This is a genomic window from Sphingomonas sp. LY54 (assembly GCF_035594035.1).
Lineage (GTDB): Bacteria > Pseudomonadota > Alphaproteobacteria > Sphingomonadales > Sphingomonadaceae > Allosphingosinicella.
The window spans coordinates 1,397,831-1,418,355 of record NZ_CP141588.1 but is presented as its reverse complement, the minus strand read 5'-3'; the positions used below and the strand labels follow the sequence as shown (position 1 = coordinate 1,418,355).

Genomic DNA, 20,525 nt, shown 5'->3' with positions numbered 1-20,525 from the left:
TGAAATGGAAGACGGGCTCAGCCGGGCAGTAGCCCGTCGACCTTTCTGACAGTAAAGCGGTCTCTTCCTCGCGGGAGAATGACAGTGCGACCTTTGCTCGGCCTCTGGATTTGCTGCCTCGGCCTTGTCGGATCCCCGGCGCCCGCCCAGCAGATGGCGGCCCAATATGGAGCGCCGGTCTCGCTGAATCAGGCGCGGGAGATCGTCACCCGCGCGCGCCAGGCCGCGGCCGAGCGGCGGTTCAGCATGGCGTTCGCGATCGTCGAGCCGGGCGGGCAGCTCGTCCTGTTCGAGAAGATGGACGGCACCCAATATGGCTCGGAACTCGTCGCCCAGGAGAAGGCCAAGTCGGCCGCCCGGTTCAAGCGGCCGACCAAAGCCTTTTCGGATGCCGTGGCCGGCGGGCGCACCGCGGTTTTGAGCCTTCCGGGAGCCATAGCGATCGAAGGCGGTGTCCCGATCGTGATCCAGGGCCGCATCGTCGGAGCGCTTGGCGTGAGCGGCGGAACATCCGAACAGGACGGAAAGATCGCTGCAGCCGCCCTGCGGGCGCCTGGAAAGTAAACCTCCCGGACGGTCTTCAGCGGGATCTGACCGCACGCCTCACCGCGTCACCGCCGGTGCGCCGCCGGCTGCTTGTTGCGGCGGCGGATAGGGGGCCGGGGTTGTGTTGAGCGTGCCGAGATAGGCGAGGAGGTTGGCGCGGTCGCGCGGGTTGCGGATGCCGTTGAACGCCATCTTGTTGCCCGGGATCGCCTTGGCCGGGCCGGCCAGATAGCGGTCGAGCGTCGCATAGTCCCAGGCTCCGCCATGGCGGACGATCGCGGGCGAATAGGCGAAACCGCGATGGCCGCCGACCGGGCGCCCGACCACCGCCCACAGATTGGGGCCGACGCGGTTGGCGCCGTCGGGATCGAACGTGTGGCAGCTGCCGCAGACCGCCGCCGTGCCCTTGCCGCGGGCGGGATCGGCGGCGGCGAGCAGGGTGCCGAGATCGGCCGGCGCCGCGGCCGCGATCGGGCCGGCGCCGGCGCCGATCGGCAGCACCGCTTTCTCGATCGAGCCCATGTAACCGCGCAATTCGTTCGGCTCGCCGGGCCGCCGCAGCCCCGACGGCCAGCTGCGCTGGAGACCGGCGAGATCGACCGGCGCCACGCCTTCCACCGTATAGGCGCGCGCTTCCGGGTAAGGCGGCTTCATCACCTGGCCGGCGAACCAGTAGCTGCCGCCGGCGACGAACATGGCGGCGCTCACAGCGGCGCCGGTCTGGGTCCATTGCCACCGGTTCATCAGCCGCTCCCGTCGAAGAATAGGATGCGGGTCCAGAAGGTGTAATCGGATTCGATCCACATCAGCCAGACCAGGGTGAGCAAGGCGAGCGGGGGCACCAGAATGGCGTAGACCAAGGCCATGCGCTCCCAGGCCATGTGCATGAAGATGGCCACGATCAGCCCCGCTTTCAGCGCCATGAAGGTCAGGATCAGCACCCAGCGCAGCACGCCCTGCAGCGCGAAATAATCGACCGCGTAGGACATCGCGCTCAGCACGAACAGATAGGCCCAGACCTTGAGATAGACGCCGATCGGGTGGGTCGGGTGGTCGGTTGCCGCGGGCGGCGCATGGGCCGCGGCGGCGGCATCGGGGTGAGCGGTCTCGTGGTTCATATCGATCTCACCACAGGTAGAAGAAGGCGAAGATGAAGACCCAGACGAGGTCGACGAAATGCCAGTAGAGGCCGGCAATCTCGACCGCGCTATAGTCGCCGCTGCGGTTGTAATGGCCGCGCAGCACCTTGGTGGCGACGATCAGCAGCATGATAACGCCGGCCGAGACGTGGAGGCCGTGGAAGCCGGTGATCATGAAGAAGGAGGCGCCGAACTGGGCTGCGCCCATCGGATTACCCCATGGGCGCACGCCCTCGTGGATCAGCTTCGTCCATTCGAACGCCTGCATGCCGACGAAGGTCGCGCCGAGCAGGGCGGTGGCGAACATCAGGGCGGCGGTGACCTTGCGGTTGCGCCGGTAACCGAAGTTCACCGCCATCGCCATCGTGCCGGACGAACTGATGAGGACGAAGGTCATGATCGCGATCAGGATCAAGGGGATCGACTGGCCGCCGATGGTGAGCGCGAACACCTCGCTCGGATTGGGCCAGGGCACGGTCACCGACGAACGCATGGTCATGTACGAGGTGAGGAAGCAGGAGAAGATGAAGGTGTCCGACAGGAGGAAGATCCACATCATGGCCTTGCCCCAGTGGACCTGCCGGAACACCTCCTGGTCGGCGGCCCAGTCGCGGGCGAAGTCGCGCAGAGCCTCGGGCGGACCGGCGCCTTCCTCCTGGTGAATCACGGTCGACATCCAGTCACTCCCGTTGGTTCAGGTCGATATCAGCAGCCCCAGCATGACCAGCCAGATGACGAGCAGGAAATGCCAATATGCGGCGCACAGATCGACGGTCACGCGCACCGCTCCGGCGTCGGCGCCCGCGAGCAGGCGCGATACCGTCCGTCCCCAGACATAGAGGCCGCCGAGCAGGTGAAGCCCGTGCAGGCCGGTGATCAGGTAGAAAAAGGAATAAGAGGGGTTGGCCGCGGCATAATAACCGCGCGCGGCATATTGCGCCCAGAGCGCGAGCTGGCCGGCGAGGAAGAGAAGAGCGAGCAGCCCCGCCGCGACCACGCCGGCGAACAGCAAGAGGCCGCGGCCGATCCGCGCGCCGGCGCGGGCCGCTTCCCAGGCGAGGCCCGAGAGGATCAGGATCGCGCTGTTGATCCAGAGCAAGGGCGGGTCCGGCATCGGCCGCCAGTCGCTCACCGGGCCATGCTCCATCGCGACCGTTCCCATCCGCATCACATAGGCCATCGTCACGAGGCCGAAGAGCATGGTCACGATCCCGAAAAAGACCCGGAGGCCGACCGACGCCGCCGAGGGACGGGAGAGAGCGGGGTCCGCCGTCGGATCCGCGCCCGGCGTCTCCCAACTCTTTTCGGTGAGGCGGCCGAACAGATTCATGTCGCGTGGTACCGCCCGGCGCCGCCTGGCGGCTGGGTCTGCGGCGTGAAATCCCTGTCCGCGCCGGGGACGCTGTAATCATAGGCCCAGCGGTAGACGGTCGGCAGCGTGGGACCCCAATTGCCGTGGCCGGGCGGCGTGTCGGGCGTCTGCCATTCGAGCGAGGCCGCGCCCCACGGATTGGGATCGGCCCTGGGGCCGCGGAAGAGGCTCCAGGTCATGTTCCAAAAGAACAGCATCTGCGCCGCGAACACGATCAGCGCCGCGATCGTGATCCATTCGTTGGCAAGATGGGCCGAAGGCGGGATGAAGGCGGTTTCGCCGAGCGCGAAATAGCGCCGCGGCACGCCCAGCATGCCGAGATAATGCATCGGCAGGAAGATCGCGTAGACGCCGAGGAAGGTGACCCAGAAATGGATCTTGGCGAGCGCGTCGTTCCACATCCGGCCGGTGATCTTCGGATACCAATGGTAGATCGCGCCGAAGATGACCAGGATCGGCGAGACCCCCATCACCATGTGGAAATGGCCGATCACGAAGAAGGTGTCGGAAAGCGGCACGTCGACGCTGACATTGCCGAGGAACAGGCCGGAGAGGCCGCCGTGGATGAAGGTGAACAGGAAGCCGATGGCGAACAGCATCGGCACGGTGAGGTGGATGTCGCCGCGCCACAGGGTCAGCAGCCAATTGTAGACCTTGATCGCGGTCGGGATGGCGATGATCAGGGTCGAGGTTGCGAAGAAGAATCCGAAATAGGGGTTCATGCCGGAAACGTACATGTGGTGCGCCCAGACGAAGAAGCTCAAGGCGCCGATGATCACGATCGCCCAGACCATCATCCGGTAGCCGAAGATGTTCTTGCGGGCGTGGACCGCGATCAGGTCCGAGACGATGCCGAAGGCGGGCAAGGCGACGATATAGACTTCGGGGTGGCCGAAGAACCAGAACAGGTGCTGGAAGAGGATCGGCGAGCCGCCCTCATAGCCCAACTCCTTCCCCATCGAGGCGATCGCGGGCATGAAGAAGCTGGTGCCGACGAGACGGTCGAGCAGCATCATGATGCAGGCGACGAATAAGGCCGGGAATGCGAGCAGGCCCATGATCGAGGCGACGAAGATGCCCCACACGGAACAGGGCATGCGCATCAGCGTCATGCCCTTGGTGCGTGCCTGCAGGACTGTCGTCACGTAATTGAGGCCGCCCATCGTGAAGGCGACGACGAAGATGGCGAGCGAGGCCAGCATCAGGATGATGCCATATTGGTGGCCCGGCGTGCCCTCGAGGATGGTCTGCGGGGGATAGAGCGTCCAGCCCGCGCCGGTCGGGCCGCCGGGCACGAAGAAGCTCGCTACCAGCACCAGCACCGCGAGCAGATAGAACCAGTAGCTCAGCATGTTGACGAACGGGAACACCATGTCCCGCGCGCCCACCATCAGCGGGATCAGATAATTGCCGAAACCGCCGAGGAGCAACGCCGTCAGCAGGTACACGACCATGATCATGCCGTGCATGGTCACGTACTGGAGGTAGTTTTCGGGTTGGATGAAGTCGAACGTGTCGGGGAAGCCGAGCTGGAGACGCATCAGCCCGGAGAGGACGAGTGCGACGAGCCCGATCGCGATCGCGGTCAGCGAATATTGGATGGCGATGACCTTATGGTCCTGGCTCCAGACATATTTGCCGATCCAGCTCTTGGGGTGGTGGAGGGGCCTGAGATCGTCGGCGATCGTTGCGGTAGCCATCAGCGTCCCCCCGCCCGCGGCGCGCTCGCCTGCGCGAGTTGCACCTTTTTGTCGCCCTCCGCTTCTGCCAGGAGTTGGCCGAAGGTCATCTGCTCACCCATCCACCGATTGAAATCCGCCTCGCTCTCGACGACGACGGTGCCGCGCATCGCGTGGTGGCCGACCCCGCACAATTCCGCGCAGAGGATTTCGAACGTGCCGGTCCGGGTGGGAGTCACCCAGAAATAGGTGACTATGCCGGGAACAAGATCCATCTTGGCGCGGAATTGCGGCACGTAAAAATCGTGCAGCACGTCCTTGGAGCGGAGCACCATCTTGACCGGCTTGCCGATCGGCATGTGCAGCTCGTTGGTTTCGACGAGGACGTCATCCTTGCCATAGGGATCGAGCGGATTGAGGCCGAACGGATTGTCGGCGTTGATATGGGCGACGGCGGCGGTGCCGAGCACGCCGTCCTGGCCGGGGAAGCGGAAGCCCCATTGCCATTGCTGGCCGGTCGCCTCGATCACCGACGCGTCGTCGGGTACCGTCACATATTGGTTCCACGCGATCAGGCCGGGCGCGAGCATGCCGGCGATGCCGAGGCCGGTCCACAAGGTGAGACGCTTTTCGAGCCGGGCGTTCTCGGGCTCGTAATGGGCGGTGTGGCCGGGCCGGGCGCGGTAGCGGTAGAGCGAATATGCCAGGAACAGGTTCAGCGCGACAAAAGCCGCGGCGCAGATCCAGAGCGTGATCATCAAAGCGGTGTCGATCGAGCCCCAGTTCGACGCGATCGGCGTCATCCACCAGGGGCTGAGCATGTGGAAGGCGATCGTAGCCAGCACCAGCAGGGCGATCACGACTGCGACGGCCATCAAGGTCCCCTTACCGCGGCGACAGCGCCCGACGGTTCCGGGAAGAGCCTTACGTGGTTCGACCCGGCACGCGGGAACTCACCAACAAACTGATGCAAGCATATATCGAAAGGCGCGCCGGGGGAAGCCGGGGGAAGTTGCTGGCTTGCCACGTAAAACCCCTGGGCTAGGAGGAAGGGGATGACCGACCTCCCCGATCCGATTCCGGCCGCCACGCTGATCCTGATGCGTCCCGGCCCTGCCGGCGCGCCGGAGCTGCTGATGATGGAGCGGACCAAGGCGATGGCTTTCGCGCCGGGAGCTCTGGTCTTCCCCGGCGGGCGGATCGATCCGGACGATGTCGCGCTCGCCGAACGGATCGGCGACGGCCTCGCCTATGGCGCGGCACGCGTCGCCGCCATCCGCGAGACGATCGAGGAAGCGGGGATCGCGCCCGGCGTGATGCCGGGGCCGACTCCCGAGCAGATCAGCCAGATGCGGCAGGAGCTGGAGGATGGCACGCCATTCTCGGTGCTGCTCGACACGCTCGACCTCGGCCTCGATCTTCGCGCGCTCGCGCCGTTCGCGCGCTGGTGTCCCAACTTCAAGGAGGCGCGCCGCTTCGACACGTTGTTCTTCGTCGCCGAGGCGCCGGTGGGCGCGGTCCTCGGCGTCGCCCAGCAGGCCGAGGCCGTGCGCACATTGTGGACGACGGCGCAGCAGGTGCTCGACGACACCAATGCCGGCCGCGGCCGGATCATTTTCCCGACGCGGCGCAACCTCGAGCGGCTCGCCCGCTTCGCCTCCCTCGAAGAGGCCCGCGCTAATGCGGAGCGCCATCCGGTGCAGAAGATCGTGCCTTGGATCGAGGAGCGCGACGGGCTGCAATGGCTCTGCATCCCCGAAGGGGTCGGTTATCCGGTAACGGCGGAGCGGCTGGAGACGGCCCGTCGCACCTAGGCGCCCGCGCAGGAAACCAAGCCGGGGCCGGCGCGTCCTGAGGCCCATGCCGGTCGTCCGCATCGCCCGAAACCTGCTGCTGCTCGGCCTGATCGGTTTCGCGGGGCTCCTGATCTACGGCTATGCGCGCGATCATCCCCAGGACATGCCGTGGACCGAGCTCGACCTGACCCAGCCCGTCGGCGCATTTACCGGCCGCAAGCTCACCGGCCTGCGCGGCGAGGCCGCGCAGTGCCGCGCCTTGCTTGGGCGCGCCGGCGTGCGCTTCGATCCGCTGGCGCCGCGCGCGGCCGGCGAGCATTGTGGCTATGACGACGCAGTCCGTCTCCGCACCGGCGGCGCGCTCCACGTCGCCTATCGACCGGCGGGTCTCGGCACGGCCTGCCCGGTCGCCGCGGCGCTTGCGCTCTGGGAATGGCATGTGCTGCAGCCGGCGGCGGTCGAGCATTTCGGTACCCGCGTCACCTCTGTGGAGCATCTCGGCAGCTACAATTGCCGCCGCATGTACGGCCGCGCCAGCGGCGGCTGGAGCGAGCACGCCACCGCCAATGCGGTCGATGTCGCCGGCTTCCGGCTGGAGGACGGCACCCGGATCAGCGTGCTGAAGGACTGGAAAGGGGAGGGTGAGAAGGCCGATTTCCTGCGCGAAGTGCGCAACGGCGCCTGTCCCTTATTCTCGACCGTGCTCTCGCCCGATTACAATGCGGCCCACGCCGATCACCTGCATCTGGACCAGGCGGCGCGCGGGGAGATGGGCTGGCGGGGATGCAATTGAACGCATCCCCAAACGACTGAGGCGAGCCGCTCGCGCGACTCGCCTCGTCATTCCGTCCCGCCGAAGCGGGTGGTCAGGCCCCGATCAGGGGTTGCTGAGGTGGTTCGACAAATGCTTGTTCATTTCGAACATCGACACCTTGTCCTTGCCACCGAAAATCTTCTTGAGCTTGTCGTCGGCGAGAATCTCGCGCTTGTTCTGCGGGTTCTGAAGATTGTTCTTCTTGATATATTCCCACATCTTGCTGACGACGTCGCTGCGGGCGATGTTGTCCGTGCCCGTGATCGCCGCGAGGTCCGCGGACGGCTTCAGCGGACGCGCCAGACCATCGGATCCACCACGCTTCTTTGCATTGTTCTTCGGCTCTAACATTCGGCCCTCCTCTGAATTTGTTCTGATAGAGCGCAAACGCGCGCCCTGTGCAAGGCCCTCCAACGCAGTTTGGCGCATCAGGCCCTGAAGCGACCGAACGGAACCACCTTGTTGGCGGCATCATGACCGATGTCGGCGAGCCCCAGGAAGGCGATGCCGGCGCGCTCGCACCAATGCTCGACCACCTCTTCCTCGCTGTGGCCGAAATCGGGATCGTTCTCGGGCACCAGGCTGCAGCGGCCGATCCGGAGCCCCGCCACCTTGCGCACATCGGCATTGCTGGTGATGTGGAAGAGCGCCCGGTCGGTGCTGTACGTATATTCCGATATTTCCTCGAGCATCAGGACGTGTCCGGTGAGGTCGGGCTGCAGCGGCGTACCGAGCAGCTGGCTGAACACGGTGATGTTGAAGGCGGCCGTCAGCGTCGCGTCCGGGACGCTCGGCTCGAGCGTCAGCGGCGAACGGCGCACCAGCCAGGAGAGCGCGCGCCGCACCGCCGCTTCGCCGTCCTCGCGCTTGATGTCCTGCGGCATCGGCCCATGGGCGATGTCGTCGAAACCAGCGGCGTAGAGCCCCGCGAGCATGAAGCCGGCGTCGCTATATCCCAGATAGGCCTTCTTGCGCGCGGCGGGCTCCAGCCGGTCCAGGACGTCCTCGGCAATCCGGCATGAGCCGTACCCGCCGCGCGCGAACCAGAGCGCGTCGAACGCCGGGTCGTTGGCGATCTCGAGGAAAGCGTCGGCCCGGACATTGTCCTCGCCGGCGAAATGCTTGTGGGCGATGAAGCATTGGGGGTGGAAATGCACTTCGGCGCCGTGCTCGGTGGCGAGCGCCGTCACTTGGCGGGCCACGTCCTTGTCGATCGGCGTGCTCGGCGCGACGACCCCAATCCTCATTGGCTAATCCTCATTCCTGTCCTTCGCCGTTTGAAATCCCGCTGCGTACCCAATAGGGCTGCGGCATGAACGAGGCCAAATCCTATTTCTTCTGCGGGATCGGCGGCAGCGGCATGCTGCCCCTCGCCTGCATCGTGCGCGCCCAGGGCAGCGAGGTCGCCGGATCCGACCGGTCGCTCGACCAGGGCCGGATCGCCGAGAAGTTCGATTTCCTCAAGGGCCGCGGCATCGCCTTATTTCCCCAGGACGGAAGCGGCGTCACCCGACCCGACCAGATCCTGGTGACCTCTGCAGCAGTCGAGGAGAGCGTGCCGGACGTGCAGTCGGCGCGCCGCGTCGGGGCCGAACATATCACGCGGCCGCAACTCCTCGCCCGCTTGTTCAACGCCGCGCCGACCGGGATCGCGGTGGGGGGGACCAGCGGCAAATCGACCACGACCGGCATGATCGGCTGGATCCTGCACGCGCTCGGCCGCGCGCCGACCGTGATGAACGGTGCGGTGATGAAGAATTTCGTCACGCCCGAGACGCCGTTCGCGAGCGCCCTGGTCGGCGACGGATCGATCTTCGTGAGCGAAGTCGACGAGAGCGACGGCTCGATCGCCCTCTATGCGCCGCGCATCGCCTTGCTCAACAATATTACGCTCGACCACAAGTCGCTGGACGAACTGCGCACCCTGTTCCGCGGCTTCGTCGGCAAGGCCGAGACCGCGGTGCTCAACCTCGACGATGACGAGACCCGGCTGCTCGCGGCGACTTTGCCGAAGGAGAAGCTGGCGACATTCGGCTTCGACGATGGGGCGGCGGACCTGCGCGGCACCAATGTGCGCGAGGAGCCGCTCGCCATCTCGTTCGATGTCGTCGTCCGCGAGACGGGCGAGACCCACCCCGTGCGCCTCGGCGTTCCCGGGCGCCACAACGCCGCCAATGCCCTGGCCGCGCTGTCGGCCGTCCGCGCAATCGGTGTGGACCTCGCCGAGGCGGCCGTAGCGCTTGGCGGCTTCCAGGGCCTGCGCCGTCGCTTCGAGGTGGTCGGCACCAGGAACGGCATCAGCGTAATCGACGATTTCGGGCACAACCCGGACAAGATCGCGGCGACGCTTGCGACCCTCCATGCCTTTCCCGGCCGGCTGCTGATCATGTTCCAGCCGCACGGTTACGGGCCGCTGCGGACGATGAAGCAGGAATTGACCGACTGCTTCGCCCACAATCTTGGCCCCGAGGACGTGCTGATCATGCCCGATCCGGCCTATTTCGGCGGCACCGTCGAACGCACGGTCGGCAGCGAGGATATTGTCGCGGGCGTGCTCGCGGCGGGGCGCCAGGCCGAGCATGTCGCCGAACGGACCGCCACCGCCGACCGGCTGGCCGAACTGGCGCAGCCGGGCGACCGCATCATCGTGATGGGCGCGCGCGACGACACTTTGTCGGTGTATGCGGCCGACCTTCTCGAAAGGCTCTGAATGGCCGAGCATCGCGCCACGATTCGCTGGGTCTCCGACGGCGATTTCAAGTCCAACCGCTACTCCCGCCTCCACGACTGGAGCTTCGACGGCGGCGCGGTGGTGAAGGCGTCCTCGTCGCCGCAGGTGGTGGCGACGCCGATGTCGGACCCGATGGCCGTCGACCCCGAGGAGGCGCTCGTCGCCTCGGTGTCGTCGTGCCACATGCTCTGGTTCCTTTCGATCGCGCGCGACGAGGGGTTCGAGGTGGCGCGCTATGACGACGAGGCGGTCGGCACGATGGGCCGCGACCGGGGCGGCCGCATCTCGATGACCCGGATTACCCTGTATCCCGAGATCAGCTTCGTCGGCGACGCGCCCAATCCGAAGGAGATGCAGTGGCTGCACCACAAGGCGCACGAGCACTGCTTCATCGCGAATTCGCTGCGCACCGAGATCGTCGTCGGAACCCGATAGGGCCTGTAATTCTTCTTAAGCCTCACGCTATGCTATGCAGGCAGGGAAGGAGCGACGATGCTGCGGCTGTTCTTGGGTCTGGTGGTCGCCTTGAGCCCCGTCGCGGCGTCCGCGCAGGACTGGCGCAACGCCCGCACCGTCGAGCTGCGGCTGACCGGCCGCGACATTTCGCCCGCATCGATCACGGTCTCGGCCGGCGAGCCGGTGCGGCTGCGCTTCTATAACGCCGCCGCGCACGATCACAGGCTCGCCGCGGACGGGCTGCTCGCGGCGTCGCGGCTGCGCTCGCGTGACGCGCAGCGGCTGGCCGAAGGGACGCTGACCGTCCCGGCCGGCGAGGCGCGGGAGGTGGTGCTGGTGCCGGCCGAAGGGCGCTACCGGATCCGCAGCACCAACTGGCTCTACCGGCTGCTCGGCATGAGCAGCGAGATCATTGTCGGACAGGAGGAATGATGGCCAAGAAAGCGAAGAAGGCGAAGCTGCCCAAAAAGGTCGGCGGCATGAAGATTCCCAAGGAATTGCGCGGCGCCGCGGCGGCTATCGCCGCCCACCCGGTGATCAGCGACATCGTCGCGGCCGGCCTGATCGCCGCGGCGGCGGCGCTGACCGAGAGCAAGGACGTGCGCAAGGCCGCCAAGGCGGTCGGCGAGGGCGCCGACGACGCGGCCGCGGATGCCGCGCGCAAGGCGAGCAAGGCCAAGAAGGTCGTCAAGGCGGCGGCCGGCGCGATGGGCGCAGTTTTGCTCGACGAGCTGGCCGGCGGAAAGGCGAAGCGCAAGAAAGCGGACGCCGACTCGCCCGCCTGACCGGCCGGAACTTGCCGCTGAGGAGTCGATTTGATAGCGGCCGCAGCACGCGCGGCCGCGGACAGCAACGCGCAAGTCGAGGGCAAAGTTTTCCCCGATATCCTACTTATCCACAGGTCGATTCCATTAGGCGCGACTCGGCGCGCATGAGACCTTGTCCTTACGCCGGAGAAAAGGCGGACCGGAAACGGACCGATCAAATCAAAGGCGTTGCCACTGCGAAAGCTTCAGCGATCTTCGGATTGCAGGCGCCAGGCAGAGGCAGGGTTGCCGAGGAAGTGTCCGGAAACAACCGCGCCAGCGGATGTCGAACGCAATTTCCAGAGCGCCGGGGACGAAGCCCTGCCCTCAACCAGCAGGGTTTCTCCGACGCCCCAAGCGGCGCCTCGTCCAACCCAGGCGAGGAACCGTACCGGGACAGTGGGGGCTGGCGGCAACGCCGGCCCCCATTACGCGTTCCGGATTTTGATCAGCCCGGATGAGCGCGTTTCACGATTTGCAACGCCGGGTTGCCGCCTTCCGGGCTTTCTAATAGCCGCACCGGTGCCGATATGGCAGGGATGAAACAGCCCAGCCTTTTCCTGCCGCACGGCGGCGGCCCCTGCTTTTTCCTCAACGAGAACGGGCCCGTGCCCGAGATGTGGCGCCCGATGGGCGACTTCCTGGCCAAGGTCATTGCCGACCTGCCGGAACGGCCGCGCGCCATCCTCGTCGTCTCCGGCCATTGGGAGGAGGATCGCTTCACCGTCCATCAGGGCGAGAAGCCGGACCTGCTCTACGATTATGGCGGCTTCCCCGACCATACGTACCGGCTGCGCTGGGACGCGCCCGGCGCGCCCGATCTGGCCGCGCGCACCGCCGAGCTGCTCGAGGCGGCCGGCTTCCCGGCCGGCACCGAGGCGACGCGCGGCTGGGACCATGGCGTGTTCATCCCGCTCAAGGTCGCGGTGCCCGAGGCCGACATCCCGACCCTCCAGCTTTCGCTGCGGCGCGACCTCGATCCCGCCGCGCATATCGCGGTCGGGCGGGCGCTGGCGCCGTTGCGCGACGAGGGCGTGCTGATCGTCGGCTCGGGGATGAGCTTCCACAACATGCGGCTGCGCGACGGATCGGCGCAGGTCGTGGCCGAGATCTTCGATACCGCGCTGACGGCAGCCGTCACCGATCCGGATCCGGCCGAGCGCGACGCGCGCCTCGCCGCGTGGGCGGAGCTGCCCTATGCAAAGATCGCCCACCCGCGCGAGGAGCATCTGATCCCGCTGATGGTCGCGGCCGGCGCCGGCGGCGAGGACCGCGGCGCGCATATCTTCCAGGATCGCGTGATCGGCTGGACGGTGTCGGGTTACCGTTTCGGCTGACCGGGGGGCGGGTGTACTAACGCACCGTCATTGCGAGCGCAGCGAAGCAATCCAGTCCGTGCGGCTGGATTGCTTCGTCGCTGCGCGCCTCGCAATGACGATGCTTTAGCGCGTGCCCTTCTTGGGCTCTGCCGCGACCGACGCCTGCTGGACCTTGCCCAGGCGGGAGATGGTCTGCAGCGCGTAGTGGAGCTGGAAGTCCTCGATGCCCTTCTTCTTCAGCTCCTCCGCGGTGGCGGCGAAGCGGGGATCGGGCTTGCCGTCGTCCTGGACGACGTCGTCTTCGACCTTGAGCTCGTTGATCAGGTGACGGCGCAGGTCGCTCTCGCGGAAGCGGGGGCGATCCTTGTAGTCCGGGTCGGAGAGCTGCGGCACCTCGATGTCCGGCTTGATGCCGCCTTCCTGCACCGACTTGCCCGACGGCGTATAGTAACGCGCGGTGGTGAGGCGGAGCGCCGTGTCCTGCGACAGCGGAAGCAGGGTCTGCACCGAGCCCTTGCCGAAGGTGCGCTCGCCCATGACGATCGCGCGGTGATGCTCCTGCAGCGCGCCGGCCACGATCTCGGCCGCGGAGGCGGAGCCGGCATCGACCAGCACGATCACGGGCAGGCCGTGCGCGGCGTCGCCCGGACGCGCATAATAACGCTCGATATCGCTCTTGGCGCGGCCGCGCTGCGAGACGATCTCGCCGCGCTCGAGGAACGCGTCCGACAGGCTCACCGCCTGGTCGAGCAGGCCGCCCGGGTTCGAGCGCAGATCGAGGATGTAGCCGAGCGGCTTGCTGCCGAGCGACTTCTCGACGCCGGTCATCGCGGCCAGCACGGAATCGGTCGTCGTCTTGTTGAAGCTGTTGACGTTGATGATGCCGACGCGGTCCTTCACCTCCCACTTGACGGCGGGAAGCTCGATGATCGCGCGGGTGATGGCGACGTCGAACGGCTTGTCGCGGCCCGGGCGCACGACCGTGACCTTGACGGTGGTGCCCGGGGGGCCGCGCATCTGGTCGACCGCCTCGTCGAGCGTGCCGCCATAGATGAGCTTGCCGTCGAGGTGGGTGAGATAGTCACCGGCCTTGATTCCGGCCTTCGCAGCCGGCGTATCCTCGGTGGCGGCGATGACCTTCACCGCGCCGTCTTCCTGCGTGACGCTGAGGCCGAGGCCGCCATAATTGCCGTCGGTGGTGGTCATCAGCGACTTGAAGCCGCGCTCGTCGAGATAGGAGCTGTGCGGATCGAGGCTGGCGAGCATGCCGTCGATGGCGCCGCGCAGCAGGGTCTTGTCGTCGACCTGCTCGACATATTCGGAGCGGACGCGCTCGAACACGCTCATGAACTGGTCGAGCTCCTTATAGGTGTCGACGTCCACGGCCGCGAGCGATGCGGTGGCGGCTGGGATGATCGCGACGGCGCTGACCAGAGCGAGGGCGCGGAGAAGATTCTTGGCCATGGGAAATCCTGCTGACGCTATCTGGCGACTGATACAGCCTTTTTAGGGGCGCGGAAAGCAACACAGGCTGAACCGGCCGCTTCGTTCGAAGATGGGAACAGCCGTGTGCGGGCGGAAGGGGGCGGTAAGAATTTCCTCGTCATCCGCCGACGGCGACGAGCGGCGCGATCGCCACGGGCTGGCCGTTGCGGCGCAGCTCTACGGTGACCCGTGAGCGGGCGGAACCGGTGCGGCCGAGCGCGTCGCCGGCGGCGAGCCTCTGGCCGACGCGGACGCGCACCGACGCGAGATCGGTGACGAGGGTCGTCCAGCCGCCGCCATGGTCGAGGATGACGATCGCGCCGTAATCGCGGAACGGGCCGGCATAAGCGACCCGCCCGCCGCGCGGCGCGACCACCGCGCTGTTCGCCGGCGTCTCGAAGGTGAGGCCGCGGGCGTGGACGCCGGCGTCCGAAATCTCGCCCATTCCCGTCACGACGCGGCCTTCGACCGGCACGCGATAGGCCGGCGGTGGCGATGCGGCAGGCGCCGTGGCGGCGCCCGGGCGCAAAGCCGGGCCGGGAAGCCCGGACAGGCTGCGCCGGATGCCGGCCTGATAGTCGAGCGTGTCCATCAGCGCGGCGAGCGAACGCGCTTCCTCGCCCAGGGCCAAAGCGCGGTCGGATTCGAACAGAGCGGATTCGGTCAGGCTTTGCGACCGGGCGCGCTGGCTCGCCTCGAGGCGGGCGAAGGCTATGCGCTGCGCCTTCAGTTCGTCCTGGCTGCGGACGAGGGCGGTGCGCGCGAGATCGGCCTGGCGGCGCAGTGCATTGCCTTTCTCCACTTCTGCGCGGAGCGCGGCGGTGCGCGCGCGGATCACCGGTAATGTCGAGGCGAGCAGCGAGCGGACGCGTACGACGTCGTTCAACGAGCCCGGCTGGACGAGGGCCAATGCGGGCGGGCGGCGCGCCATCGTCTGCAGCGCGGCGGTCAGGCGGACGACCGGCCCCTGGCGCTCGGCGAGACGCGCGCGCTGCTCGGCGCGCAGCCCCTCGATGATGCGGATGCGGGCCTCGGCGGCGGTGATCTCGGCCTCGGCGGCCTGGATCCGGGCGGCGGTGGCGGCCGAGGCGGCGCGGGCCTTGGCTGCCTCGCTGACGGCCTTCGCCGCCTGGTCCTCGAGCTGGACCGAGCGGGACATGGCTTGCGCCGCCTCGCGCTTGGCCTGGGCCAGCGCCTGCGCCTCCGAAGCCGCCTGCACCTGCGCCGCGGCGAGGCCGCCTGCGAAGACAGCGAGGAGCAAGGCGGGGAGGGCGAGGCGCATGGCCTATCCTTCCCTGTGATAGGGATGGTTGGCAAGGATCGACGTCGCCCGCCACAATTGCTCGGCGAGCATGGCACGGGCGAGCAGGTGGGGCCAGGTCGCCTTGCCGAAGGCGATCAGCAGGTCGGCTTTGGCGCGGTCGGCGTCGTCGAAGCCGTCGGCACCGCCGATCAGGAAGCGCGCTTCGCGCCGGCCGTCGTCGCGCCATCGCTCGAGCTTGTGCGCGAAGGCGAGCGAGCCCAGTTGCTCCCCTTTCTCGTCGAGCAGGATGGTGACGCAATTGTCGGCCGGCGACGGGAGCCTGCCGCCGCTCTCCGGCAATTCGGTGACCTTCGTCGGCCAGGCGATCCGCTTCAAATAGCGATCGACCAACTCCGCCTCGGGCCCGCGCCCGATCCGCCCGCGCGCGACGACATGGAGCAGCAAGGGATCAGCCGGCCGCCGGGGCGGCGCCCGTCTCCTCGAACGCCCACATGCGCTCCAGATTGTAGAAGGTCCGGACTTCCGGGCGGAATAGGTGAATGATCACGTCCTCGGCGTCGATCAGCACCCAGTCGGCGATCGGCAGCCCCTCGATGCGGACGTTGCGGCCAAGCTCCTTCTTGATGCGCTCGGCGATCTTCTGCGCCATCGACGCCACCTGGCGAGTCGAGCGGCCCGATGCGATCACCATATGGTCGGCGATGCTGGACTTGCCGGCGAGCGGGATGGAGACGACCTCTACGGCCTGATCGTCGTCCAGAGAGCGAAGCACGAGATTGTGCAGGGCTTCGACCTGTTCATGATCTCCCTCATGGGGAGCGGGTGCGGGTGCGGGCAAAATGCCTCCTTGCAGTCAATGGGCGCCGCGTCACGCCGTCGCGGAGCGCCCTGGGGTTGAACGATTGTTCGAGCTTTTGGTGCCAGTCGGGATCGGCAGCACGGAGGCCGGTGGCGGATGTCGGATCGGGCGGCAATTGCAGCAGCACGAGGGCCGGCGGTCTCCACGTGGTCCAATTCCGAGCCTGGTCTGCGCGGTGGACGAAGCGACGCAGCCAGCCCAATGCGGGTGCGCGATGGGCGAGGCCATCATATCCCGGCCGGGCAACCACCGCAATCGGAACCATGTGCGCGATCTTCCGCCAGTCGCGCCAGCGGTGGAATTGGGCGAGATTGTCGGCGCCCATCAGCCAGACGAAGCGGCGATCGGGGAAGCGACGGCGGAGCTGGCGGATCGTGTCGACGGTGTAGGGCGTGCCGAAGTCGCGCTCGATCGCAGTCACGCGCACCGGCAGACCGCGCGCGGCCTTGCGCGCCGACGCGAAGCGCGTGGCGAGGTTCGCCATCCCATTGGTCTGCTTGAGCGGGTTGCCGGGAGAGACCAGCCACCAGACCTCGTCGAGGCCCAGCGCCCGCGCCGCCTGGATGGTGATCGCGCGATGGCCGCGATGGGCCGGATTGAACGAGCCGCCGAGGAGGCCGGTCTTGGTCATGCGGCGCGCGGCCGCGGGGCGTGTTCAATCGACAAAAAGGAGTCCTGCGGCTGCCTGGGTCCGGACCTAGCTGCCGGGCGGCGCCGAGACAAGCGGACGGTCTTCACCTCGCCCGCGCATTGGGGCATGTAATGCACCGGGGAGACGACGATGATCGACGGCGTGGAAGGTGTTGGCGAAGCCGTGATCGGGGCGATGGTCGCGCGCGCGGTCGAGACGGGTGCGGGCGAAGCTTCGGGGCACGGGACGGTGTGCCTGAACTGCGGCGCGGCCCTGGTCGGCGCCTATTGCCACCAATGCGGCCAGACCGGCCACGTCCACCGCACGCTCAGCGCCTGGTGGCATGATCTTGCCCACGGCGTGCTGCACCTCGACGGCAAGGTGTGGCGGACCTTGCCTTTGCTCGCCTGGAGGCCGGGCCAGCTCACGCGCCGCTATATCGAGGGCGAGCGCGCCAAGTTCGTCTCGCCCATGGCCATTTTCCTGTTCTCGGTTTTCCTGATGTTCGCGGCGTTCAGTCTGATCGGCGGGCCGCTGTCCTTCAACGGCGGCCCGACCAGCAATGCCGAGGCGGTCCAGGACCTCAAGAAGGAACAGGCGGAACGGGCAAGCAAGCTGCAAGATTTGCGGACCGAGCGCGCCGCCTTGGAGAAGGCGGGCGACCCGACCACGGCGATCGATGCGCGCATCGCCGATCTCGAGCGGGAAGCGGCGATGGTTGCGGCCGCCGCCGGGGTGCTCGCCCCGGCCGGGGCAACATCGCCGGACAATGAGAGCAAGATCGACGCCAACAGCGGCTGGGAGCCGCTCGACCAGGCGATCGAGAAAGCGGGCAAGAACCCGTCGCTGCTTTTCTACAAGGTGCAGACCAACGCCTATAAATTCTCCTGGGCGCTGATCCCGCTGTCGGTGCCGTTCGTGTGGCTGCTCTTCTTCTGGAAACGGCGCTTCCGCGTCTATGACCACACCGTGTTCGTGACCTATTCGATCGCCTTCATGAGCCTCGGCCTGGTCGCGCTCAGCCTTGCCCATGCGATCGGCGTGGGCGAGGTCTGGATCGGGCTGGCGATCATGCTGGTGCCGCCGCTGCACATGTACCGGCAGTTGACGGGCGCCTACGGGCTCAGCCGCTTCGGCGCCTTGTGGCGGACGCTGATGCTGATCAACTTCGCCTTCGTCGCCGGCGGACTGTTCTTCTCGCTGCTGGTGACGCTCGGCGCTCTGTCCTGATTCCGGCTCAGGCCGGGCAGGGATATTTCTTGCGGATCAGGCCGGCGAAGCCGTCCTTGACGCTGATCCCGCGCTGCGCCGGCGGGATCGCGCGGAAATGCGCGAGCAATTCGTCGCTGTTGGTGGCGGCCTTTTGCGGCAGGCAGACGGTCGGCTGGCGGCCCGCCTTGATCGCGGCCGCCTGCTCGGCACGGAGCGCCTTGCCGGCGCTGGCCACCTCCGTCTTGAGCAATTTGAGGTCGCCGGAAAACAGGGCGCCGACGCCCTTCGCCTGAAGAGCATCGGCCTTGGCCAGGAATTCGGCAACGGTCATCGCCGACGCGGCCGTCGGCGCGGCCAGGATGAGCAACGCCAATGCCGCCTTGCCCATCGCCTTCGATCCCCCCGCCAGCGTCAGGCGCCTTGCGGTGCCGTGCCGCCGAAGCCGCCGCGCGGCTTGCGGGTGGTCGGGATCGAAGTCCCTGCGGCAGGAAGCGCCGGGCGGCGGTTGGTGGGATCTTCGCGGCCGATATCCTCGCCGGCGATGACCCGCTTCGATTCCTCGCCGTTCAGCGTCTCATATTCGAGCAGGGCGCCGGCCAAGCGGTGGAGCTGGTCGAGATTGTCGGTCAGCACCTTGCGCGCGGTGGCTTCGGCTTCCTCGATCAGGCGGCGGACCTCCTCGTCGATGAGCTTGGCCGTGTCGCCCGAGATCGACTGGGTGCGCGCGACCGAATGGCCAAGGAAGACCTCATCCTGGTTGTCGCGGTAGCGCAGCCAGCCGAGCTTTTCGCTCATGCCATATTCCATCACCATCGAGCGGGCCATGTCGGTGGCCTGCTGGATGTCGTTGGACGCGCCGGTGTTGAGTTCGTCCGCGCCGTAGATAAGCTGCTCGGCGATGCGGCCGCCGAAGCAGAGCGCGAGCCGCGCCTTCATCTGCTTCATCGACATCGAGTAACGGTCGCGCTCGGGCAGGTTCCAGGTCACGCCCAGCGCCCGTCCGCGCGGGATGATGGTCACCTTGTGCAGCGGGTCGCATCCCGGCACGTGGAGCGAGACGAGGGCGTGGCCGGCCTCGTGATAGGCGGTCGACTTCTTCTCGTCCTCGGTCATGACCATGGACTTGCGTTCGGCGCCCATCATGACTTTGTCCTTGGCCTCTTCGAACTCGCTCATCGCGACGAGGCGCTTGCCCTTGCGGGCGGCGAGCAAGGCGGCTTCGTTGACGAGATTGGCGAGGTCGGCGCCGGAGAAACCGGGCGTGCCGCGCGCGATGGTGCGGTTGTCGACGTCGGGCGCGAGCGGCACCTTCTTCATGTGCACGGCGAGGATCTTCTCGCGGCCCTCGATGTCGGGGCGCGGCACCACGACCTGGCGGTCGAAGCGGCCCGGGCGCAGCAAAGCGGGATCGAGCACGTCGGGCCGGTTGGTCGCGGCGATGATGATGATGCCCTCGTTGGCCTCGAAGCCGTCCATCTCGACCAGCAGCTGGTTCAGCGTCTGCTCGCGCTCGTCATTGCCGTTGCCGAGGCCGGCGCCGCGATGGCGGCCGACCGCGTCGATCTCGTCGATGAAGACGATGCAGGGAGCGTTCTTCTTGGCCTGCTCGAACATGTCGCGCACGCGGCTCGCGCCGACGCCGACGAACATCTCGACGAAGTCGGAGCCCGAAATGGTGAAGAAGGGCACGTTGGCCTCGCCGGCGATGGCGCGGGCGAGAAGGGTCTTGCCGGTGCCGGGCGAGCCGACCAGCAAGGCGCCCTTGGGGATCTTGCCGCCCAGCCGCGCGAACTTGGTCGGGTCCTTCAGGAAATCGACGATCTCCTCCAGCTCCTCGCGCGCCTCGTCGATGCCGGCGACGTCGTCGAAGGTGACGCGGCCGTGCTTCTCGGTCAGCATCTTGGCCTTGGACTTGCCGAAGCCCATCGCCCCGGAACCGGCATTCTTCTGCATCTGGCGCATCACGAAGAATGCGATGCCGAGGATCAGCAGGAAGGGCAGGGACTGGTAGAGCAGGATCAGCCACACCGAGGTCTGCTGCTCGGGCTCGGCCGAGAAGGCGACGCCCTTGGCGGCCAAGCGGTCGACCAGCTGCGGGTCCTGCGGCGCGTTGGTGCGGAAGGTCTCGTCATTGGTGAGCTTGCCCGAAATGACGTCCTTGCCGATCGAGACTTCCTTGACCGAGCCTTCCTCGACCCGGTTCAGGAATTCCGAATAGGCCATGCCGTCGGCGCTCGCGGTGCGGCCGCCGCCGTCGATGATCTGCACGAAGAGCACGAGCGCGAGCAGGATTCCCGCCCAGATGAAGAGGCTCTTCATCCACGGATTGCCGTTGCCCTGGGGTTCCTTGTCGTCGCTCATGCAAAATTCCCGCTATTCCAGAATCCCTAAATAGGCGCTTCCGGGCCGATGACAA

The 20,525-nt window shown here is 67.1% G+C and carries 24 protein-coding genes; 9 read left to right on the top strand and 15 right to left on the bottom strand.

The window, feature by feature from the left end:
* The first annotated feature begins 78 nt into the window (after positions 1-78).
* Complete coding sequence (locus SH591_RS07215) at positions 79-564, top strand: GlcG/HbpS family heme-binding protein (protein ID WP_324751141.1); 486 nt, start codon at positions 79-81, stop codon at positions 562-564.
* A gap of 39 nt (positions 565-603) precedes the next feature.
* On the opposite strand, the gene SH591_RS07210 is transcribed toward SH591_RS07215, so the two are convergent.
* From SH591_RS07210 to SH591_RS07185, 6 genes are read right to left on the bottom strand one after another with little or no spacing between them, the layout of a single operon-like run.
* Positions 604-1,290 (bottom strand): c-type cytochrome, encoded by a 687-nt coding sequence (locus tag SH591_RS07210; RefSeq protein WP_324751140.1) that lies wholly within the window; start codon positions 1,288-1,290, stop codon positions 604-606.
* Positions 1,290-1,664 (bottom strand): cytochrome C oxidase subunit IV family protein, encoded by a 375-nt coding sequence (locus tag SH591_RS07205; RefSeq protein WP_324751139.1) that lies wholly within the window; start codon positions 1,662-1,664, stop codon positions 1,290-1,292. The genes SH591_RS07210 and SH591_RS07205 overlap by 1 nt, the downstream gene beginning before the upstream one ends.
* A 7-nt stretch (positions 1,665-1,671) precedes the next feature.
* Positions 1,672-2,361, bottom strand: a complete 690-nt coding sequence (locus SH591_RS07200; protein ID WP_324751138.1) for a heme-copper oxidase subunit III family protein — start codon at positions 2,359-2,361, stop codon at positions 1,672-1,674.
* Positions 2,362-2,379: 18 nt separating this feature from the next.
* A complete protein-coding gene (locus tag SH591_RS07195; protein ID WP_324751137.1) occupies positions 2,380-3,015 on the bottom strand; it encodes a cytochrome c oxidase subunit 3 in 636 nt (211 codons plus the stop codon).
* Positions 3,012-4,757, bottom strand: a complete 1,746-nt coding sequence (locus tag SH591_RS07190; protein ID WP_324751136.1) for a cytochrome c oxidase subunit I — start codon at positions 4,755-4,757, stop codon at positions 3,012-3,014. The genes SH591_RS07195 and SH591_RS07190 overlap by 4 nt, the downstream gene beginning before the upstream one ends.
* Complete coding sequence (locus SH591_RS07185; RefSeq protein WP_324751135.1) at positions 4,757-5,611, bottom strand: cytochrome c oxidase subunit II; 855 nt, start codon at positions 5,609-5,611, stop codon at positions 4,757-4,759. The genes SH591_RS07190 and SH591_RS07185 overlap by 1 nt, the downstream gene beginning before the upstream one ends.
* A 180-nt stretch (positions 5,612-5,791) precedes the next feature.
* Between SH591_RS07185 and SH591_RS07180 the strand changes: the two genes are divergently transcribed.
* Positions 5,792-6,550 (top strand): NUDIX hydrolase, encoded by a 759-nt coding sequence (locus SH591_RS07180; RefSeq protein ID WP_324751134.1) that lies wholly within the window; start codon positions 5,792-5,794, stop codon positions 6,548-6,550.
* Positions 6,551-6,596: 46 nt separating this feature from the next.
* A complete protein-coding gene (locus tag SH591_RS07175; RefSeq protein ID WP_324751133.1) occupies positions 6,597-7,325 on the top strand; it encodes an extensin-like domain-containing protein in 729 nt (242 codons plus the stop codon).
* A gap of 84 nt (positions 7,326-7,409) precedes the next feature.
* Here the strand turns inward: SH591_RS07175 and SH591_RS07170 are convergent, their stop codons facing one another.
* Together SH591_RS07170 and SH591_RS07165 are read right to left on the bottom strand one after the other, a co-directional pair.
* Positions 7,410-7,697 carry an SWIB/MDM2 domain-containing protein gene (locus tag SH591_RS07170; protein WP_322832404.1) on the bottom strand — a complete coding sequence of 96 codons (288 nt, stop codon included), beginning with the start codon at positions 7,695-7,697 and terminating at the stop codon, positions 7,410-7,412.
* Positions 7,698-7,774: 77 nt separating this feature from the next.
* Positions 7,775-8,593: an LD-carboxypeptidase gene (locus SH591_RS07165; RefSeq protein WP_324751132.1), complete on the bottom strand. Its 819-nt coding sequence runs from the start codon at positions 8,591-8,593 to the stop codon at positions 7,775-7,777.
* A gap of 65 nt (positions 8,594-8,658) precedes the next feature.
* Between SH591_RS07165 and SH591_RS07160 the strand changes: the two genes are divergently transcribed.
* The 5 genes from SH591_RS07160 (at position 8,659) to SH591_RS07140 (ending at position 12,676) form a co-directional block, all read left to right on the top strand.
* Positions 8,659-10,056: a Mur ligase family protein gene (locus tag SH591_RS07160; protein ID WP_324751131.1), complete on the top strand. Its 1,398-nt coding sequence runs from the start codon at positions 8,659-8,661 to the stop codon at positions 10,054-10,056.
* Positions 10,057-10,512, top strand: a complete 456-nt coding sequence (locus SH591_RS07155) for an OsmC family protein (protein ID WP_324751130.1) — start codon at positions 10,057-10,059, stop codon at positions 10,510-10,512.
* A gap of 57 nt (positions 10,513-10,569) precedes the next feature.
* Entirely contained in the window at positions 10,570-10,965 is a 396-nt protein-coding gene (locus SH591_RS07150; protein WP_324751129.1) for a cupredoxin domain-containing protein, read from the top strand.
* Positions 10,962-11,318 carry a hypothetical protein gene (locus tag SH591_RS07145; protein ID WP_324751128.1) on the top strand — a complete coding sequence of 119 codons (357 nt, stop codon included), beginning with the start codon at positions 10,962-10,964 and terminating at the stop codon, positions 11,316-11,318. Before SH591_RS07150 ends, SH591_RS07145 begins: the two co-directional genes overlap by 4 nt.
* A 560-nt stretch (positions 11,319-11,878) precedes the next feature.
* The gene (locus SH591_RS07140; protein WP_324751127.1) at positions 11,879-12,676 is read left to right on the top strand and encodes a DODA-type extradiol aromatic ring-opening family dioxygenase; all 798 of its coding nucleotides are present in this window, start codon (positions 11,879-11,881) and stop codon (positions 12,674-12,676) included.
* Positions 12,677-12,781: 105 nt separating this feature from the next.
* Here the strand turns inward: SH591_RS07140 and SH591_RS07135 are convergent, their stop codons facing one another.
* From SH591_RS07135 to SH591_RS07115, 5 genes are all read right to left on the bottom strand, one after another.
* Positions 12,782-14,122, bottom strand: a complete 1,341-nt coding sequence (locus tag SH591_RS07135; protein ID WP_322832411.1) for a S41 family peptidase — start codon at positions 14,120-14,122, stop codon at positions 12,782-12,784.
* A 139-nt stretch (positions 14,123-14,261) separates the two neighbouring features.
* Positions 14,262-15,425 carry a murein hydrolase activator EnvC family protein gene (locus tag SH591_RS07130; protein ID WP_324751126.1) on the bottom strand — a complete coding sequence of 388 codons (1,164 nt, stop codon included), beginning with the start codon at positions 15,423-15,425 and terminating at the stop codon, positions 14,262-14,264.
* Between the two features lie 3 nt (positions 15,426-15,428).
* Complete coding sequence (locus SH591_RS07125) at positions 15,429-15,851, bottom strand: 23S rRNA (pseudouridine(1915)-N(3))-methyltransferase RlmH (protein WP_324751125.1); 423 nt, start codon at positions 15,849-15,851, stop codon at positions 15,429-15,431.
* A 4-nt stretch (positions 15,852-15,855) separates the two neighbouring features.
* A complete protein-coding gene (gene rsfS, locus SH591_RS07120) occupies positions 15,856-16,245 on the bottom strand; it encodes a ribosome silencing factor (RefSeq protein ID WP_322832414.1) in 390 nt (129 codons plus the stop codon).
* Entirely contained in the window at positions 16,217-16,897 is a 681-nt protein-coding gene (locus SH591_RS07115) for a nicotinate-nucleotide adenylyltransferase (RefSeq protein ID WP_324751124.1), read from the bottom strand. The genes rsfS and SH591_RS07115 overlap by 29 nt, the downstream gene beginning before the upstream one ends.
* 150 nt (positions 16,898-17,047) lie before the next feature.
* Between SH591_RS07115 and SH591_RS07110 the strand changes: the two genes are divergently transcribed.
* Positions 17,048-18,127 (top strand): DUF3667 domain-containing protein, encoded by a 1,080-nt coding sequence (locus SH591_RS07110; protein ID WP_324751123.1) that lies wholly within the window; start codon positions 17,048-17,050, stop codon positions 18,125-18,127.
* Between the two features lie 7 nt (positions 18,128-18,134).
* On the opposite strand, the gene SH591_RS07105 is transcribed toward SH591_RS07110, so the two are convergent.
* Positions 18,135-18,497 carry a hypothetical protein gene (locus SH591_RS07105; protein ID WP_324751122.1) on the bottom strand — a complete coding sequence of 121 codons (363 nt, stop codon included), beginning with the start codon at positions 18,495-18,497 and terminating at the stop codon, positions 18,135-18,137.
* A gap of 23 nt (positions 18,498-18,520) precedes the next feature.
* Complete coding sequence (gene ftsH / locus SH591_RS07100) at positions 18,521-20,470, bottom strand: ATP-dependent zinc metalloprotease FtsH (protein ID WP_324751121.1); 1,950 nt, start codon at positions 20,468-20,470, stop codon at positions 18,521-18,523.
* Positions 20,471-20,525 lie beyond the last annotated feature (55 nt).

What these genes read in the sequence shown, in the direction of transcription:
- SH591_RS07215 (WP_324751141.1), top strand. Translation starts at nt 79, where the DNA reads ATGACAGTGCGACCTTTGCTCGGCCTCTGGATTTGCTGCCTCGGCCTT.
- SH591_RS07190 (WP_324751136.1), bottom strand. Translation starts at nt 4,757, where the DNA reads ATGGCTACCGCAACGATCGCCGACGATCTCAGGCCCCTCCACCACCCC.
- SH591_RS07170 (WP_322832404.1), bottom strand. Translation starts at nt 7,697, where the DNA reads ATGTTAGAGCCGAAGAACAATGCAAAGAAGCGTGGTGGATCCGATGGT.
- SH591_RS07130 (WP_324751126.1), bottom strand. Translation starts at nt 15,425, where the DNA reads ATGCGCCTCGCCCTCCCCGCCTTGCTCCTCGCTGTCTTCGCAGGCGGC.
- SH591_RS07115 (WP_324751124.1), bottom strand. Translation starts at nt 16,897, where the DNA reads ATGACCAAGACCGGCCTCCTCGGCGGCTCGTTCAATCCGGCCCATCGC.
- SH591_RS07145 (WP_324751128.1), top strand. Translation starts at nt 10,962, where the DNA reads ATGATGGCCAAGAAAGCGAAGAAGGCGAAGCTGCCCAAAAAGGTCGGC.
- SH591_RS07195 (WP_324751137.1), bottom strand. Translation starts at nt 3,015, where the DNA reads ATGAATCTGTTCGGCCGCCTCACCGAAAAGAGTTGGGAGACGCCGGGC.
- SH591_RS07205 (WP_324751139.1), bottom strand. Translation starts at nt 1,664, where the DNA reads ATGAACCACGAGACCGCTCACCCCGATGCCGCCGCCGCGGCCCATGCG.
- SH591_RS07140 (WP_324751127.1), top strand. Translation starts at nt 11,879, where the DNA reads ATGAAACAGCCCAGCCTTTTCCTGCCGCACGGCGGCGGCCCCTGCTTT.
- SH591_RS07175 (WP_324751133.1), top strand. Translation starts at nt 6,597, where the DNA reads ATGCCGGTCGTCCGCATCGCCCGAAACCTGCTGCTGCTCGGCCTGATC.
- SH591_RS07160 (WP_324751131.1), top strand. Translation starts at nt 8,659, where the DNA reads ATGAACGAGGCCAAATCCTATTTCTTCTGCGGGATCGGCGGCAGCGGC.
- SH591_RS07165 (WP_324751132.1), bottom strand. Translation starts at nt 8,593, where the DNA reads ATGAGGATTGGGGTCGTCGCGCCGAGCACGCCGATCGACAAGGACGTG.
- SH591_RS07185 (WP_324751135.1), bottom strand. Translation starts at nt 5,611, where the DNA reads ATGGCCGTCGCAGTCGTGATCGCCCTGCTGGTGCTGGCTACGATCGCC.
- SH591_RS07110 (WP_324751123.1), top strand. Translation starts at nt 17,048, where the DNA reads ATGATCGACGGCGTGGAAGGTGTTGGCGAAGCCGTGATCGGGGCGATG.
- ftsH (WP_324751121.1), bottom strand. Translation starts at nt 20,470, where the DNA reads ATGAGCGACGACAAGGAACCCCAGGGCAACGGCAATCCGTGGATGAAG.
- SH591_RS07135 (WP_322832411.1), bottom strand. Translation starts at nt 14,122, where the DNA reads ATGGCCAAGAATCTTCTCCGCGCCCTCGCTCTGGTCAGCGCCGTCGCG.
- SH591_RS07155 (WP_324751130.1), top strand. Translation starts at nt 10,057, where the DNA reads ATGGCCGAGCATCGCGCCACGATTCGCTGGGTCTCCGACGGCGATTTC.
- SH591_RS07210 (WP_324751140.1), bottom strand. Translation starts at nt 1,290, where the DNA reads ATGAACCGGTGGCAATGGACCCAGACCGGCGCCGCTGTGAGCGCCGCC.
- SH591_RS07150 (WP_324751129.1), top strand. Translation starts at nt 10,570, where the DNA reads ATGCTGCGGCTGTTCTTGGGTCTGGTGGTCGCCTTGAGCCCCGTCGCG.
- SH591_RS07180 (WP_324751134.1), top strand. Translation starts at nt 5,792, where the DNA reads ATGACCGACCTCCCCGATCCGATTCCGGCCGCCACGCTGATCCTGATG.
- SH591_RS07105 (WP_324751122.1), bottom strand. Translation starts at nt 18,497, where the DNA reads ATGGGCAAGGCGGCATTGGCGTTGCTCATCCTGGCCGCGCCGACGGCC.
- SH591_RS07200 (WP_324751138.1), bottom strand. Translation starts at nt 2,361, where the DNA reads ATGTCGACCGTGATTCACCAGGAGGAAGGCGCCGGTCCGCCCGAGGCT.